Raw genomic sequence first — 15013 nt, forward strand, 5'->3', positions numbered from 1 at the left:
CCACGCTTTCGGAGAAAGTTTTGCCTGCGGCAAAACTCAGCCCACGCTTTCGGAGAAAGTTTTGCCTGCGGCAAAACTCTTAGGAGGTTCAACATGAGCTTGACAACTTGCACGATTCATGTCACCCAGCGTCAGGAGCGGGTCGTCTACCTCTCCGGCGAATTGGCGCGGGCGCTTAAAGTATCCAAAACACGAAACATACATCTGCACCTCGGCGGCAAAAGCGTATATGCAGGATTGAAGCTGCTGAAAAAGAGCGGCAACCATCTGTATTTGCCGTCATTTCTTTACGCGCAGCTTCGCATTCCCCGGACCGGCACCAGCATGATCACGTGCAGCAACGGCAAAGACATCCGCATCGGCCCGCTGATCGGGGTCTTGACCAGCGTTACGGGAGGGAACAGCGCTCCGTTCGGCAATCGGACGGAATTTATCCGGCAATTTATGCGCGCCGGTTCCGACAAAGCATTCTACTACGGCTTTTCCCCCCAAAGCGTCAATTGGTCGCAAGCGACCGTCACCGCCATTCTCCCGCGCGGCGAAGGCGGCTGGGTGCGCAAGACGATGCCGCTGCCCGATGTCGTCTACAACCGGCTGCCCAGCAGGAAGGCGGAGCGGCTCGAATCGATGAACGCTTTCAAGCAGCGGTTTATTCGTAGAGGAATTCCGCTGTTCAACTGGACTTTTTTCGACAAATGGGATGTGTACAATTTGCTGGAAGGCACCGAAGCTTCCCGTTACGTTCCCGAGTCCCGGATCAACCCCACCCCTCCACAAATTAAGGAAATGCTGGAAAAGCATAAATTCATCTATTTGAAACCGACCGCCGGCAGCCTCGGCATCGGCATTTTCCGCCTGACGTACAATCCGAAACGCGGCTACTATGTCCGTTTCCGGCAAGGAGGGCGCAATGTGCTGCTCCGGTTCAGCCGGTTCGAGGCTCTCATGGCGCTGCTGAACCGGCAGAGCGGAAAACTGAACAACTACGTTGCCCAGCAGGGGATTCGTCTGATCGAACTCGACAGCTGTCCGATCGATTTCCGCTTTCACATGACCAAGAACAGCAGCAACCAATGGGTCGTTGCCGCCATCGGGGCCAAGAAAGCGGGCAAAGGCAGCGTCACGACCCATGTGCGCAACGGCGGGCAGCTCATGACGCCCGAACAAGTGCTCCGGCAAATTTTCGGCAACCGGGCGGATGCGGTGCTGTCGAATGCCAAAGAAACCGCCATCAAGCTGGCGGAGGACATCGAGCGGAATTACCGGCATACCTTAGGCGAGCTCGGCTTCGATATCGGGATCGACCAGAACGAACGCCTCTGGATGTTTGAGGCGAACTCCAAGCCGGGGCGGTCCATTTTCAAGCATCCGGCGCTGAAGGAACAAGGAAGAGCCTCGCTGCAAAACATCTACGACTACTGCCTCTACTTGAGCCGATTTCGGTCAAGGAGGGATTCCTGAGTGGTCACCAACGCCAAAGTACCATCCAAGCGTGAAAAACCGACGCTGGCCATTCTTACTCACTCGGATGAAACGCGAATTTTTCGCGGGAATCAAGAAAATTTTATCGACCTGATTCGAGCCGGTGCAGAGCGCGGCGTTCTCGTCTACGTCATGACGACGGCCGATTTCAAGCTGTCCGGAAACAAAGCTGTCGGATACACCTACAACGAGGCCGATAAAACGTGGAAAAGAGGGGTGTTGCCCGCCCCCCACGTCATATATAACCGCATTCCTTACCGTAAATTCGAGCTGCTCCCCGAGGTGCAGCAGGTGATTCAAACCTGCATGCGGCAGAGAAGAATCCGCTTCTTCAACCCGTCCTTCTTTAATAAATGGACCTTGTTCGAATGGCTCAATCATACCAAGAAGACAAAGAGCTACATTCCCGCTACGAGACGGCTCTCCTCCGGTGAGGAGCTCGATAAGCTGCTTGCCCAATATCCATTTCTGTATCTCAAGCCGATTCGCGGCAAAGCCGGCAAAGGCATCATGAAAGTAAGCCGCAGCCTTCTCGATACGAAGTCCAAAATATTCGAGCTCAGCATTCAGGAAAAGACAAAAAGCCATATTTCCCGTTACCCGAGCGTCTCCCGTCTGTGGTCGGAAGTACAGGAGCTGGTCGAAGGCAAGGACTATATCATCCAACAGGGAATTCCCCTCTCCAGCTATAAGCAGCGTCCGTTCGATCTGCGAGTGCTCGTGCAAAAGAACGGCAAAGGCCAATGGAGCGTCGCGGGGGTCGGCGCCAGATTGGCCGGAAAGCTCAGCATCACGACCCACGTTCCACGGGGCGGCTCGATTGACGATCCCGCCAAGCTGCTTGCCTATTCCTTCGGCGGGCTCGGCAGCAAGCGCATCATCGCCCGCGCCAAAAAAGCGGCGCTCACCATCGCGAAGCAGATCGAGAAGTCCAGCGGCCATATGTTAGGCGAAATGTCCATGGACCTCGGCGTCGATCAAGAAGGGCACATTTGGTTTTTCGAGGCAAACTCCAAGCCGATGAAATTCGACGAGCCGCCGATCCGCAAAAAATCGCTCGAGAATCTGATCCTGTACTCCATCTATTTGGCCAAGCGCAAACCGAAGCGCCCTCTCAAAAAACCGGAGACCTTCCCCCTTCTGGCTCAAACGAACGCCGAACACGATAATTAAGAAAGATAGGCAGGTGAGCGGCACTTGAGTACCCAACTTGGCGTGCTGGCTATGTATATGCCTGGACGGAAGCTGGAAGAGCTTTCGTTTTACCGCAAACTGAGCATTTACGGACAAAAACTCGGGGTGGACGTATTTATATTTACCCCGGATGATGTAGATGACAACCGATCGCGGATTTATGCGCTTTCCTATAACCAAGCAAAACGCTCATGGACCCGCAAGTGGGTCGGTTTCCCGCCGATCGTCTATGACCGGTGCCGGTATCACGGGGCGGACAATTTCCGCAAAATCACGCGCTTCCGGCAAAAATATACCAAGCTCCGCTACCTGAGCCGGCCGCTTGCCAACAAATGGACCATTCACCGCCTGCTCTCGGAAAATGAAAGCATTGCTCCGCATCTGCCTTCCACAGTTCATTACAGGAACCGGAAGCAGCTGGAACAGTTTCTGAAGAAGCACCCGATCGTGTATATGAAACCGAAAAGCGGCACCGGCGGGCGCGGTATTGTCCGCTTGCAGCGGCTGCGGGGGGGCCGTGGCTATCTCATGCAGGGGAGGGATGCGGAGCGCCGCATTTTGCCGGCGGTCAAGGTAACTGCCGCACACATTCCGGTGCGGCTTGCCGGCTGGGGGCTACAAAGCAAATACATCGTGCAGCAGGGTATTCCCCTCGAGCTGAAGGACGGCCGGGTGCACGACTTCCGTATGCTGGTGCAAAAAGACGGCCAAGGAAAATGGCAGGTAACCGGATGCGCCGGCCGTATCGGACCGCCGTTTTCCGTCACCTCCAATCTGCACGGCGGCGGAACCGCGATCTCGATGGAAACGCTGCTCAAAAACCGTTTCGGGACAGAAGAGAAAGTAACCAGCATCAAGGAAGCGGCTTATACCCTTGGGCTCCATGTCGCGCAGCATCTCGAAGCCAAGTTCGGCACGTTTTGCGAAGCCGGCATCGATCTGGCGGTCGATCCGTCGGGGCATGTTTGGCTGCTGGAAGTCAATCCGAAGCCTTCGCGCGACGTATTCCGGCTAACCGGAGATCTGCAAACCTACCGCAATGCAATTCGCCGGCCCATCGAATTTGCTCTCCATCTGCTCCAAAAGAAAGCGGCGCCCAATACCGATACCCATCTTTTGGACCGTGTACCGCCATCCCAACAAAGTGAATCTCACCGAGACCGGTCTGTTTGAAGCAGCGGTCTTTTCTTTTTTGTCCATAAAAAAACACCGATGCGTCATCGATGTTTTTGTGCCTGTCATAGCCATCAGATCAAAAGCTTTCTGTTCTTTTATGCGTCGAGCAATGCCGGAAGGTCACGAAAATCCGCGATGCGGACGTCGGCTTGATCCAGCTCTCCCTCTTTGCGGAAGCCTGCATAATCGCAGCCGACCACGAACAGTCCGTTCGCATGTCCCGCCTCGACGTCCGAGGAACGGTCGCCGACCATCCAAGCGTTTTCGATGCCGTGCTTGTCCAGCAGCTGCCGCACGAGATCCACCTTGGAGCGTGTCGCATATTCCCCTGCGCTGTACAAGCCTCCGGCTTCAAAAAACGGCTCCAGCCCTTGGTGACGGATAACTCCTTTGACATAAGCCTCCAGACCGTTGCTGGCAATGAACAGCCGCACGCCTCTCCGGCGCAGCTCCCGCAGCGTCTCGGCAACGCCGTCATACAGCTTGCCTTCGCCGCGCGCCATCCCCTCCACTTGCAGTTGAAGCAACAGCTCGTCCGCACGTCGGTGAACTTTCACATCGGCATCCGGTATCACCAGCTGCCATATATGCTCCAGCAGCATGCCAAGCCCGCTCAACATATATTTCTCATCCGGCGTTTCCCCTTGAAACAGCCCTTCCGCACGCAGCTGTTCGAATGTAGCATGGTAAGCCGGCAGCAGCAGCGTTTCCGTCTGAAACAGCGTCCCGTCCAAATCGAAGATCATCGCTTCCGGTGTTGTCTTGTTGATCGGCATTCCCTTTCTCCTCCTGACATCCGCATAAACATATCACGTCTTATAGAACCATGATTGTCACAGATTGTCAAACGATGTCCTCACAGTACAAAGTGAATGTTAGTTCTGTAGCCTTTTGGAAATGCCGCGCACCGCCAAAAATAAACAATGGCGTACGGAATGATTTTGCCTGCTCGCTCCGTACGCCTTCTCCTTTAAAACACCTTTTTTGCCCCCTGCTCCGACTTCAAAATCTCCACCGCCTCGCGGAAACGGAGCGAATGAATGACTTCGCGCTCGCGCAAAAATTTCAGGCTGTCCTGCAAATCCGTATCGTCCGTCATGTTGATCAGCCACTGGTAGGTGGCGCGCGCTTTTTCCTCCGCAGCGATATCTTCGTACAGATCGGCGATCGGATCGCCTTTGGCCTGAATATAGGTCGCCGTCCACGGCACGCCCGCCGCGTTGTTGTAATGCAGCGCTTTGTCGTGATTCACGTAATGCTGATCTAGTCCCGCGGCCTTCAACTGTTCCGTCGTGGCGTCTTTGGTCAGCTTGTAAACCATCGTGGCGATCATTTCCAGATGAGCGAGTTCCTCCGTCCCGATGTCTGTCAGGAGCCCGATCACTTTATCCGGTATCGTGTACCGCTGATTCAAATACCGCAGCGCCGCCGCCAGCTCGCCGTCCGCACCGCCGTACTGCTCGATCAGCAGCTTTGCCATGTGCGGGTCGCACTTGCTGACCCTGACCGGATACTGCAGCTTTTTCTCATAGATCCACATCGCTCAAGTCTCCTCTCCTGGTTCGGCTTTGAATCAGACCTGCCACGGCCATGGCGGCTCCACCCATTGCCATGGATATCCCGAATAGCTGCGACCAAACTGCAGAAGCGGACCGAATTCGGACTCGTACCGTTGAGCCAGATGCTGGCGCTGCTGCACACATTGGTTAAACTGCTCCAACGCCTGGGCGTCCTCGGGGTGCGTATCCAAATAAAGTGTGAGCTCTACCAGCACGAAATCGATCGCTTGCAGCTCCTCCAGCAGCGTGTAGAAATGAGGGGGCAGCGGTTGTGTCATGCCGTTCACCTCCTGTTCTTTCAGCAATGTTTGGATTCGTATGGGCTATACAGCACAGGCCAGAGCGTACCGCACCGGAGCGCCTGAAGCGGGGGATATTGAGGAAGCCCTGGGGGTTGAAACTGAATATACAGATTTGGCGGAATAACATAGGTCTTGACCGTAATCGGCGGACAAGGGTCGAAGGGGCTGACATACGGATACCATTCTTTCTCAAGATCCATGGTCGGAAATGCCTCCTTTAGCAATCTACCAATATTTATACATTCCCGCTCGTCCATTATGCGTATGAAATGACAACAACTTCATCTGCCCCCTGCAGAAGGAAAAAAGGAGTTGAAGTGCATTGTCAAAGAAAGCGCTCCCAAAATAACCGTCTCCAAAAAAAACCGTCCGCAGTCCTTGCTCCAGACAGGCGCGCATAATGCGCTCCCTGCCTTGGAACGAATGACCGTGACGGTTTTTTCGTTAGTGAATATCTTTTTTCTTAAAGCGTCCGCCCTTCACGTCGTGGATATTGCCAACTGCAAGAAATGCGGATTGATCGAGCTCCTCGACGATCGACTTCAGCTTCGCTTCCTCCAGCCGGTTGATGACACAGAAGATGACCAGCTTGTTACCGCCGGTAAATCCGCCTTCCCCTTGCAAATACGTAACGCCGCGGCCCAAACGGTTCATAATGGCGTCCCCGAGCTCGCGGCTGTTTTCGCTGATAATCCAGACGGATTTGGATTCGTCGAAGCCTTCGATCGTAATATCGATGAGCTTGAAGGCTATGTAATAGGCGATAAGCGAATACATCGCATGATCCCATCCGAACACAAAGCCAGCGCTGCTCAGGATGAACAGGTTAAAAAACATGACCACTTCGCCGACCGAGAACGGCGTTTTCTTGCTGAAAAGAATCGCCATAATTTCCGTGCCGTCGAGCGAGCCGCCCGAACGGATAACCATACCGACGCCGATGCCGAGAATAATCCCCCCGAACACGGCCGCAAGCAGCGGATCGGTCGTCAGCGGAGGCACCGGATGAAGCAGCCATGTGCCGACGGACATCAGGGAAACTGCAAATAAGGTAGATAACGCGAACGTTTTACCGATTTGCTTATACCCGATAAACAGGAACGGAAGATTGAATAATAAGAGAAATACGCCGATTGGAATACCCGACAAATGCGAGGTAATAATCGAGATGCCCACGATTCCCCCGTCAATGATGTTGTTGGGCACCAAAAAGTTTTCCAGTCCGACCGAGACGAGCGCCGCCCCCAACAAAATAATGACGGCGCGTTTCACCAGTTTGGGCAACGATAATTTGGAATGCTGCTTGGCTTTTTCTAGACCTGCCTGCATTGCTTCTCCCCCTTAGATTGCCGTAAGACCGTATGAACGACAAGATTTTTTGTTATAGTTACTGTTCCAATTTGATGTTGATTTTAAGCAAACCGACCCGGCGAAGCGCCTGATAAACGATAATTAGCACCGGCCCCAGAATAAGGCCGATCACTCCGGCAAGCTGAAAGCCCACATACATGCTGACCAACGCCGCTAAAGCATTGATCCCGACAGCGTCGCCGATAATTTTCGGTTCGATCAGACGGCGGAACACCATGATGACGAGCAGCAGGACGATCAGTCCGATTCCGAGCCGCATGTCCCCAGCGAGCATGCTGTACCCTGCCCACGGAATAAGTACGGCGCTTGTGCCAAACACCGGCAAAATATCTACCAGCACGATCAGCAGGGCGACGGCAAGCGGATAATCGACTTTCAGAATGAGCAAACCGACCAGCGTCACCACATACGTTAGCAGACTGATCAGTACCTGCGCGAACAGGAAGCCCAGAATAGCACGGCGCAGATCGCTCAGCACCGCGGCCACCTTGGGCCTTGACTGCTTCTCGAACAGGTTCAAAAACGATTGATGCAGCTGCGGCAAGCTGAACGAAATCAGGTAAAGGCCGATCACGAATACGAAAAAAAACACGAACCCATTCGGAATTGTTTTGGCTACGTCGAGAAAATAGCCGGAAATGGCAGCCACGATGCTTTTTAAATTGTCCGTAAGCATTCCGGCTCCCGTTTCCACGTAGCGCTGCACCTGCTCCGCAACGTCGTACGGCAGCAGCTTATAGAACAATTTATTTCTTGCCGACGAATCCTCAATTAACAGCTTGGCGTCGCTCAAATAGACGGAAGCGTTCTTCCAGAATTGAATGAGCTCCGTGACGATTTTGAAGCCGATCAGATAGACGAAGCCGAGCAGCGAGCCGGTAAAAAGAGTACAGACAACGGCGGAAACCGTCACGCGTCCGCCGCGGAACATGCGTGTCAGCAGCAGAACGATCGGTTCGAGCAAGAGGGCAATCAACATGGCGAGCAAAAACGGGAAGCCGATGGTGAACATTCCGTACAAAAGCACGGTGCCGAGCACGCAAAATACGATCGTTCTAAGCGACATCGAACGGGTACCCCCTTATTCGTCGGGATGGTTTTGACCGGCTAGCGGACCCGAAACGGGCTGTTTCTGAACGGGTTGAATTTTTACACGCAAAATACGCAATCGCTCAACCTCCGTAATTTCGAACAAGAAGCCGTTCTGCTCCAGCCGTCTGCCTTTGGAGACCGAGCCTTCCAGTTGCTTGAACAGCCAGCCTCCGATCGAATCCACCTCGTCGTCCTCGATCCCGAGGCCAAGCATATCATCGAGATCCTCCAGCAGCACGCGCCCGTCAACGGAGTAAGCGTCCCCGCTCTTCTCCACCTCGGCCCGCTCCGTTTCGTCGAACTCATCATGAATCTCGCCGACGATTTCCTCCAGAATGTCTTCGGTGGTAATCAGCCCGGCCGTTCCGCCGTATTCGTCGATCACGACGGCGAGCTGGGAGCGCTTCTTCTGCATAAGCCGCAGCACGTGGCTGATTTCCATCGATTCGGGCACCATGAGCACCGGACGCAAGAAATCTTTGATATCGTGCTTCTTGTCCGGATCGCACGTGAGCAGGTCCGACATATGGACAAATCCGATGATTTCGTCTTTATCGTCCGTAGCCACCGGGTAGCGCGTATGCTTCGTTTCGTAAACGATTTTTAAGTTTTCCTCATAGCTGAGCTCGGTAAACAAACAGTCCATATCGGTCCGCGGCAGCATAATTTCCCTCGCGACCCGATCGGAGAACTCAAATATATTATCGAACAGCGCCAGCTCGTCTTTGTCGATGTGACCGCTGCGGGCGCTCTGGTCCATCAAAATCCGAATTTCTTCTTCCGTATGCGCTTCTTGCTCGGTAGCGGGCTGTATCCCCACCATCTTCAAGAGCTTGTTCGCGGCGCCGTTCAGCAGCCAGATCGCCGGATAAAAGATTTTGTAAAACAGCATTAAAGGAGCCGACAGCCATAGAGAGGTTGCTTCCGATTTCTGAATAGCCATGGATTTGGGCGCAAGCTCGCCGAGTACGATATGCATGAAGGTGATCACGGCGAATCCGATCGCGAACGACAGGGCATCGGCATACCAGGCTCCCCCGAGTCCGAGAGCCGCCAGAGCCGGTTCAACGATCAGATGCGAGACGGCCGGTTCTCCTACCCAGCCCAAGCCCAGCGAAGCCAGCGTAATGCCGAGCTGCGTGGAGGACAGGTAAGCGTCCAGCTTTTTGGTTACGGCGAGCGCATACTTGGCTTTCGGGTTACCCTCGCTCTCCAGCTGCTGAAGGCGCGTAGCCCGGACTTTCACCAATGCAAACTCCGCTGCGACAAAAAAACCGTTCAGCAGCACCAAAAACACGACCAGTAATAGATTAAACGCAATTAATCCGAAATCGAACCCTGTACTGTGACTTTCCAAGAAGGATCAGTCTCCTTTGCAAAAGTAAAATAAAATAATGGCTCAATTACACAAGCGCTTTCCGCTGGCCGAAATCGATGTCTTTATAATATGTATCGACGACCAGAAGATTCGGTCCGCAGCAGTTAGCCGCCGGACAATGGCAGTTTACGGTCTTGCTTAGGCGATGATCTTTCCAGCGCGCGAATACTTGATCGAGCCGGTCCGCATGAATGTTGCCGAGCGCCGGCACATCCGCAAAGTCGGTGACGAAAACGTCGCCCGTGAACAGGTTTACGTTGAGGCGGTTACGCCCGTCCGGGTCGTTGCGCACGGTCACGTTCGGCTCACGGCGTAGACGGGTTACCATCTCCCGGTCCTCCTCCAGCGGGCTGCAAGCATAAAAGGGCAGCGTGCCGAACAGCATCCACAGATCACGGTCGCGGTCGTCGAGCAGCCGATGAATCGCGGCCCGCGTCTGATCCAGCGTCAACACCGGCAAATTGGAGGCAAAAGCGCTTGGATACATCGGGTGCACCTCGTGGCGGCGGCAGCCCATTTCTCGAATCAGCTTATGGATTCCGCTCAGCTTCCCGTGCGTCCGGTAATTGATCATCGATTCCGCCGAAACGAACATCCCGCCGCTAGCGAGCGCTTTCGCATTCTCGACCATCCGTTCATATAACTTAGCCGCCGTTGTGGCGGATACTCTTCGGTCTGTCCGGACGAACCCGACTTCGTAGAAATCGTCGGCGTTCAAATAGTTGAACGAAATATGCATGACGTCGAGATAAGGAGCCATCGCTTCGTACCGTGAAAGGTCCAGCGTCACGTTGGAATTGATCTGCGAACGAACTCCCCGCTCTCTGGCGTAACGCAGCAGGGGAACGATATATTCGCGCACCGTTTGCTCGTGATAGCTCGGCTCCCCGCCGGTGATGCTGATCGTCTCCAATCCCTCGACTTCGTCCAGCCGCTTCAAGATGACATTCAGCGGGATGCGCGGCCCTTCCGATACCAAGAGCGACTCGCCGACGGCGCAATGCTCGCAGCGCATGTTGCATAAATTCGTCACGGTCAGCTCAACGCTCGTCAACCGGTGTTCGCCATGCGTTTGCAAAGAGCGAAGCGGGTCCCACGGATCGTATTCGGGCGTTATCTGGGGCAATACGGGCAAATCGTTGACGATTAAGCGATCGGACATGTTGTTTTTCACACCTGACTTCTTTAAAAAGTAAAATCTAACAATAATATATTACCCATTGTATCGTAATACGATTGAAAAGAAAACCGACGTCCTGTCGCGCCGCACCCTTACTCCCGCTGTTCGGAAAGGTCGATGCCGCGCGGCTTTCCCCATTTTCTTGCCCAATTTCCCATTTCCACAAGTATGGTTTGAAAGTCTTTGCCTTTATCCGTTAAGGAATATTCGACGGTTACCGGTACCGTAGGAAACACTTGACGTCGGATAATCTCATGCTCCTCCAGATGACGCAAAATATCGGTTAATGATTTGGTGCTGATATGGTCCAGATTGCGACGCAATTGATTGAACCGCTGCGGACCTTTGAACAGTTGACGGAGAACCAGGAACGACCATTTTCCTCCGAAAATTTGGAGCGCCTCCTCCACGGAAGCCATGCATTCCTCTTCGTTTGAAATTGGGTCCACTCGATCACCTCCTTACGAAAGAGAAGTTAGTTTATAATTTAACATTATACTAAAAAATAAGCTATGCTTCAAATTAAAATCCAATAGCTTACAATGGTCCCAACTCTCCAAATCGCCGCCAATGCCAAAAAAGACAGCTTCCGGGAAGCTGCCTCTGCACGACTTGACACTATATAGGTTTATGGTTGACGCCGGTAATCATGACCGACAGCATTTTGGACAAATCGATTTCGGGCGTATCCTTCAGCTCCTGTCCCTCCGCATCCAGCAGCAGACGTACGACCGGGCGCTGGGGCACGTTCGCATTCAAATCGACGACCACTCCCGTTTCGCCCGTATTTAAAGTGACCGTGACTCCAATCGGATAGATGGCGATTTTATCGCGGAACAGCGCGATCTGTAGGGGCTCGTACAAGGTGCCCGATCCGGCAAACAAAATTTCCATCGCTTGATGCGGCAGCATGGCGCTGCGGTACACGCGGTGGGTCGTCATGGCGTCGTAAGAATCGACCAAGCCGATCCAGCGGGCGTATTCGTGAATTTCCGAGCCCTTGAGTCCGCGCGGGTACCCGCTGCCGTCCAGCCTTTCGTGATGCTGAAAGGCGCAGTGCGCGGCGAGCAGCGGAATGTTGGGCTCGTCCTTCAGAAACTGAAAGCCGAATACCGTATGATGCTTAATCCGCTCATATTCGCTTTCCGACAGCTTTTCTTTTTTGCGCAGCAACTCCAGCGGAATTTGGGTTTTGCCCACGTCATGGAGCAGCGCCCCGAGGCCGAGCGTCATCAGCTCTTCCCGGTCGTAGCCGTGCGCCATGCCGAGCATCGTCGCATAGATGCACACATTGAGCGAGTGCTGGAACAAATATTCATCCATAAGGCTGATATTGGTCAGCATGATCATGGCATCCTTGTGCTGGCTCAAGTCGTCCAAAATCATGCTCATCATCCCGCGAAACGCTTTGCCTACCTGCAGCTGACCTACCAATTTGCGCTTGACCTGATCCTCCATCATTTTGCGGAAGGAGGTCCGGATCTCGGTAATCGCTTGGAGCCGCGTCTCTTCGGTAAGGACATCGTGAACAATCAGATCTCGGGTTCGGGGATCGTCGATATATACATAGTCCACGCCGTGCTCGCCCAGGCGGGTAATAAGCGCCTGCGTCAATTCCACCCGCTCGCCAAGCAGCGTCAACCCGTCCGAGTTGTATATTTTTTTCCCAAGGCGCATGCCGGGTTTGACCATGCTTAGCGGAAGCAAACGCATCAACGAACCACGTCTTCTTTCTAAAGAAAAATTTAGAAAAATATCGATATGGATTAAGCGTATCGAATTCGACTAAAAAGAGCAATATGTTTTTTTACGTTTTGACAAAATTTATATGAACATTGGACGAAAAAAGCCGGAAACAAGAGAATATCCCCTATTTCCGGCAAAATATCGTCGAATTCCGAAGCTAGCTACCGCAGCACGAAGAACCAGAACAGCGCGGCAGCGGCAAAGCGATAATACGCAAAATACGACATGCTGAACTTTTGGACGAACTTGATGAACGTAACAACTGCGAGCAGCGCTACGACGAACGACACGATAAAGCCGATGGTAAAAAATCCGACATCTCCGGAAGAGAACGTATCAAGGTTTTTTAGCAGCTCGTATCCGGTAGCCGCCACCATGACGGGGATGGCGATAATAAACGTAAAGTCGGCGGCAGCCTTGCGGCTCGCCCCGGCCAGCATCCCTCCGGCAATCGTCGATCCCGAACGGGAGAAGCCCGGCCAAATCGAAATGATCTGCCATAGACCGATGAAGAACGCCTGCTTGTACGTCAGCTCGTCGACATCGTGGGCCGTTACCTTCGGCTGGAATTTCTCCCCGACGATGAGCAGCACGCCGCCAAGGATCAAGCCTATAAGGACGGTGGACGGCAAGAAGAGGTGGGCCTTAATAAAGCCTTTCGTCAAATAAGCGATCGCCAGCGTCGGCACGATTGCCAGCATAATGTGCAGCAAGTTCATCCCTTTGCCCGCTCTGGGCTTTTCCTTGCTGAGGCCGAACAGCCGCAAAATCCGCTTCCAGTATACGACAACCCCCGCCAGTATGGCGCCGAGCTGGATGACGATCTCGAACGTTTTGATCAATTCATCCGTATCTGGAATGCCCAGCAGCGTGCTCGTCAAAATCATGTGGCCCGTGGACGAAACGGGCAAAAATTCCGTCAAGCCTTCCACGATGCCAATAATCACCGCTACCCACCAATCGTGCATGCGCTCCTCCTACTCTCTCCCTTGGTTTGATCCATTTCGTATCATGTATCGCTTTTTATATTTTAGCTTGTTTGCTACGGTTTGTACACAAGGAAGCGCATATCTTAAAGAGTGTGCCGCGATTCGCCCAGCGTACACCACCGTCGGGAAAAGCTGTTCTGAAGCGACGTTTCGTCGCGAAGCTCCCGAAGCAGCACATCGCGCAAAAATTCCGGCAGGAAAAATTCAGGCTCCGTTCCTTCTCCAAGCGACGTAAAGCCGACCCGGAACGTAAACATGTCGATGGAGCCGACCAAATATTGCCGCTCCGCCTCCAGCGGCTGTCCGCCGACGCGCACGGCTCGAATCTTCGCATAGTCGGCCCCTTCCGGGTCGTACTCAACGATGAGTCCGTCTACGCACAGCGTGCCGAGCACCTTGCCGCGAAAGCCATAGCCGTACAGCGGTTTGTCCATGAACTCGGGAAGCAGCGATTCCTCCAGCGCGCGCAGCAGCTGCGCTCCGGTCAGCTTCATCCGGCACGGATTGATCGGCGACGGGCATAATTGAAGCAGCATGCCGGCCGACACCGGGCCTTGCGGCAGCCCGCCGAGCAGCTGCCCGGCGTTGACCAGGCCGATCTCGGTTCCCATCCACCGGCGCAATCCACCGGCCAGCAAATTCCCGAGCGGCGATTCGCCATACCAATCGTACCGCAGCTCGACAGGCAAGCGGGCGACCTCGCGGTCCAATTCGGCGGCGGCACGAAGGCCGTATTCCCCAATCAGGCTGCGGATCTCCTCATCCTCCGGCTCGATAGCCACCGCTTGTACGGACGCCTCCGCCCGCACCAGCTTCCGTTCGGCGGGGTCCCATTCCAGATCGATGACTCCGACGTATTGTCCGAATTTGCCCGTGGCGCAGACGAGCGTCCCGCCGATGCGCAGCGGTTCTTCGAGCAAGTGATGCGTGTGTCCGCCCAAAATCAGATCGATACCCGGCACTTCGGCCGCCATGCGCTCGTCATTGCGCAGCCCGAGATGGGACATGACGATGAGCACGTCCACTTGGGGACGAAGCTGCCGGACAAGGGGCGGCACGACGTCGAACGGCTCCCGCACGTCCCATCCGAGCAGGTTGTAAAACTCGGGAAAGCAGGCGGTGACTCCGATCAGGCCGATGCGCACTCCCGCTTTGCAGACGATGTGATACGGCACCGCCCAAGGCGGCAGCGCTCCCGTTGCGGTCGCAGGCAGGTTGCAGATGACGGTGGCGAAGCTCGCTTGCCGGCCATACAGCTCCGAAAGGACGTCCTCCGTGTAGGACAGTCCCTCGTTGTTGCCGAGCGTGACCGCTTCATAGCCGGATGCATTCAGCACCGCAATGTTCGTCCGGCCGTCCGTCCCTTCGGTTTCCGGGCGCATTCGGTCGACATGATCCCCGATATCGAGCGTAAGCGTCCGCTCTTCTCCGGCTTCCGCGCGCAGCCTCCGCAGGACGGAGGCGATGCGGGGCATTTGTTCAAAGTGGCTGTGAATATCGTTCGTATGAAGGACGCGCAGCCTCATTCGTTCGATCACAAAGGC

The 15013-nt window shown here is 54.3% G+C and carries 15 protein-coding genes; 3 read left to right on the top strand and 12 right to left on the bottom strand.

The window, feature by feature from the left end; all coding sequences use genetic code 11:
- Nucleotides 1-93 precede the first annotated feature (93 nt).
- From PEL01S_RS18690 to PEL01S_RS18700, 3 genes are read left to right on the top strand one after another with little or no spacing between them, the layout of a single operon-like run.
- Complete coding sequence (locus PEL01S_RS18690) at nt 94-1461, top strand: YheC/YheD family endospore coat-associated protein (RefSeq protein WP_063181873.1); 1368 nt, start codon at nt 94-96, stop codon at nt 1459-1461.
- Entirely contained in the window at nt 1462-2655 is a 1194-nt protein-coding gene (locus PEL01S_RS18695; protein ID WP_063181871.1) for a YheC/YheD family endospore coat-associated protein, read from the top strand. It begins immediately after the preceding gene.
- Nucleotides 2656-2679: 24 nt separating this feature from the next.
- Nucleotides 2680-3849, top strand: a complete 1170-nt coding sequence (locus tag PEL01S_RS18700) for a YheC/YheD family endospore coat-associated protein (protein ID WP_231884742.1) — start codon at nt 2680-2682, stop codon at nt 3847-3849.
- Nucleotides 3850-3947: 98 nt separating this feature from the next.
- Here PEL01S_RS18700 and PEL01S_RS18705 read toward each other — a convergent pair whose 3' ends face one another.
- The 12 genes from PEL01S_RS18705 to PEL01S_RS18760 form a co-directional block, all read right to left on the bottom strand.
- Nucleotides 3948-4628, bottom strand: coding sequence for an HAD family hydrolase (locus PEL01S_RS18705; RefSeq protein WP_063181868.1), 681 nt, complete (start codon nt 4626-4628; stop codon nt 3948-3950).
- Nucleotides 4629-4822: 194 nt separating this feature from the next.
- Nucleotides 4823-5392 carry a manganese catalase family protein gene (locus tag PEL01S_RS18710; protein WP_063181866.1) on the bottom strand — a complete coding sequence of 190 codons (570 nt, stop codon included), beginning with the start codon at nt 5390-5392 and terminating at the stop codon, nt 4823-4825.
- Between the two features lie 33 nt (nt 5393-5425).
- Nucleotides 5426-5689, bottom strand: coding sequence for a spore coat protein CotJB (locus tag PEL01S_RS18715; protein ID WP_127461382.1), 264 nt, complete (start codon nt 5687-5689; stop codon nt 5426-5428).
- A gap of 20 nt (nt 5690-5709) precedes the next feature.
- Complete coding sequence (locus tag PEL01S_RS18720; RefSeq protein ID WP_036681760.1) at nt 5710-5913, bottom strand: spore coat associated protein CotJA; 204 nt, start codon at nt 5911-5913, stop codon at nt 5710-5712.
- 244 nt (nt 5914-6157) lie between these two features.
- Nucleotides 6158-7042, bottom strand: coding sequence for a YitT family protein (locus PEL01S_RS18725; RefSeq protein WP_063181862.1), 885 nt, complete (start codon nt 7040-7042; stop codon nt 6158-6160).
- 58 nt (nt 7043-7100) lie between these two features.
- Nucleotides 7101-8150, bottom strand: a complete 1050-nt coding sequence (gene ytvI / locus PEL01S_RS18730) for a sporulation integral membrane protein YtvI (RefSeq protein WP_108534671.1) — start codon at nt 8148-8150, stop codon at nt 7101-7103.
- A 15-nt stretch (nt 8151-8165) separates the two neighbouring features.
- On the bottom strand, nt 8166-9533 hold the full coding sequence (locus PEL01S_RS18735; RefSeq protein ID WP_063181858.1) for a hemolysin family protein: 1368 nt from the start codon (nt 9531-9533) through the stop codon (nt 8166-8168).
- A gap of 46 nt (nt 9534-9579) precedes the next feature.
- Nucleotides 9580-10716, bottom strand: a complete 1137-nt coding sequence (gene yfkAB / locus PEL01S_RS18740; protein WP_127461383.1) for a radical SAM/CxCxxxxC motif protein YfkAB — start codon at nt 10714-10716, stop codon at nt 9580-9582.
- Between the two features lie 110 nt (nt 10717-10826).
- Nucleotides 10827-11183, bottom strand: coding sequence for a winged helix-turn-helix transcriptional regulator (locus PEL01S_RS18745; RefSeq protein ID WP_036681751.1), 357 nt, complete (start codon nt 11181-11183; stop codon nt 10827-10829).
- A 169-nt stretch (nt 11184-11352) separates the two neighbouring features.
- A complete protein-coding gene (locus PEL01S_RS18750; RefSeq protein ID WP_063181855.1) occupies nt 11353-12447 on the bottom strand; it encodes an HD-GYP domain-containing protein in 1095 nt (364 codons plus the stop codon).
- A 194-nt stretch (nt 12448-12641) separates the two neighbouring features.
- Nucleotides 12642-13448, bottom strand: coding sequence for an undecaprenyl-diphosphate phosphatase (locus tag PEL01S_RS18755; RefSeq protein WP_063181853.1), 807 nt, complete (start codon nt 13446-13448; stop codon nt 12642-12644).
- A gap of 104 nt (nt 13449-13552) precedes the next feature.
- A complete protein-coding gene (locus PEL01S_RS18760) occupies nt 13553-14995 on the bottom strand; it encodes a bifunctional metallophosphatase/5'-nucleotidase (RefSeq protein ID WP_063182289.1) in 1443 nt (480 codons plus the stop codon).
- Between the last annotated feature and the right edge of the window lie 18 nt (nt 14996-15013).

It is taken from the genome of Paenibacillus elgii NBRC 100335 (assembly GCF_004000865.1).
Taxonomy (GTDB): domain Bacteria; phylum Bacillota; class Bacilli; order Paenibacillales; family NBRC-103111; genus Paenibacillus_G; species Paenibacillus_G elgii.

Excerpts from the sequence above, each read along its gene's own strand:
- PEL01S_RS18755 (WP_063181853.1), bottom strand. The coding sequence starts at position 13,448 with ATGCACGATTGGTGGGTAGCGGTGATTATTGGCATCGTGGAAGGCTTG.
- PEL01S_RS18715 (WP_127461382.1), bottom strand. The coding sequence starts at position 5,689 with ATGACACAACCGCTGCCCCCTCATTTCTACACGCTGCTGGAGGAGCTG.
- PEL01S_RS18750 (WP_063181855.1), bottom strand. The coding sequence starts at position 12,447 with ATGCGTTTGCTTCCGCTAAGCATGGTCAAACCCGGCATGCGCCTTGGG.
- PEL01S_RS18720 (WP_036681760.1), bottom strand. The coding sequence starts at position 5,913 with ATGGATCTTGAGAAAGAATGGTATCCGTATGTCAGCCCCTTCGACCCT.
- PEL01S_RS18760 (WP_063182289.1), bottom strand. The coding sequence starts at position 14,995 with ATGAGGCTGCGCGTCCTTCATACGAACGATATTCACAGCCACTTTGAA.
- ytvI (WP_108534671.1), bottom strand. The coding sequence starts at position 8,150 with ATGTCGCTTAGAACGATCGTATTTTGCGTGCTCGGCACCGTGCTTTTG.
- PEL01S_RS18705 (WP_063181868.1), bottom strand. The coding sequence starts at position 4,628 with ATGCCGATCAACAAGACAACACCGGAAGCGATGATCTTCGATTTGGAC.
- PEL01S_RS18690 (WP_063181873.1), top strand. The coding sequence starts at position 94 with ATGAGCTTGACAACTTGCACGATTCATGTCACCCAGCGTCAGGAGCGG.
- PEL01S_RS18725 (WP_063181862.1), bottom strand. The coding sequence starts at position 7,042 with ATGCAGGCAGGTCTAGAAAAAGCCAAGCAGCATTCCAAATTATCGTTG.
- yfkAB (WP_127461383.1), bottom strand. The coding sequence starts at position 10,716 with ATGTCCGATCGCTTAATCGTCAACGATTTGCCCGTATTGCCCCAGATA.
- PEL01S_RS18710 (WP_063181866.1), bottom strand. The coding sequence starts at position 5,392 with ATGTGGATCTATGAGAAAAAGCTGCAGTATCCGGTCAGGGTCAGCAAG.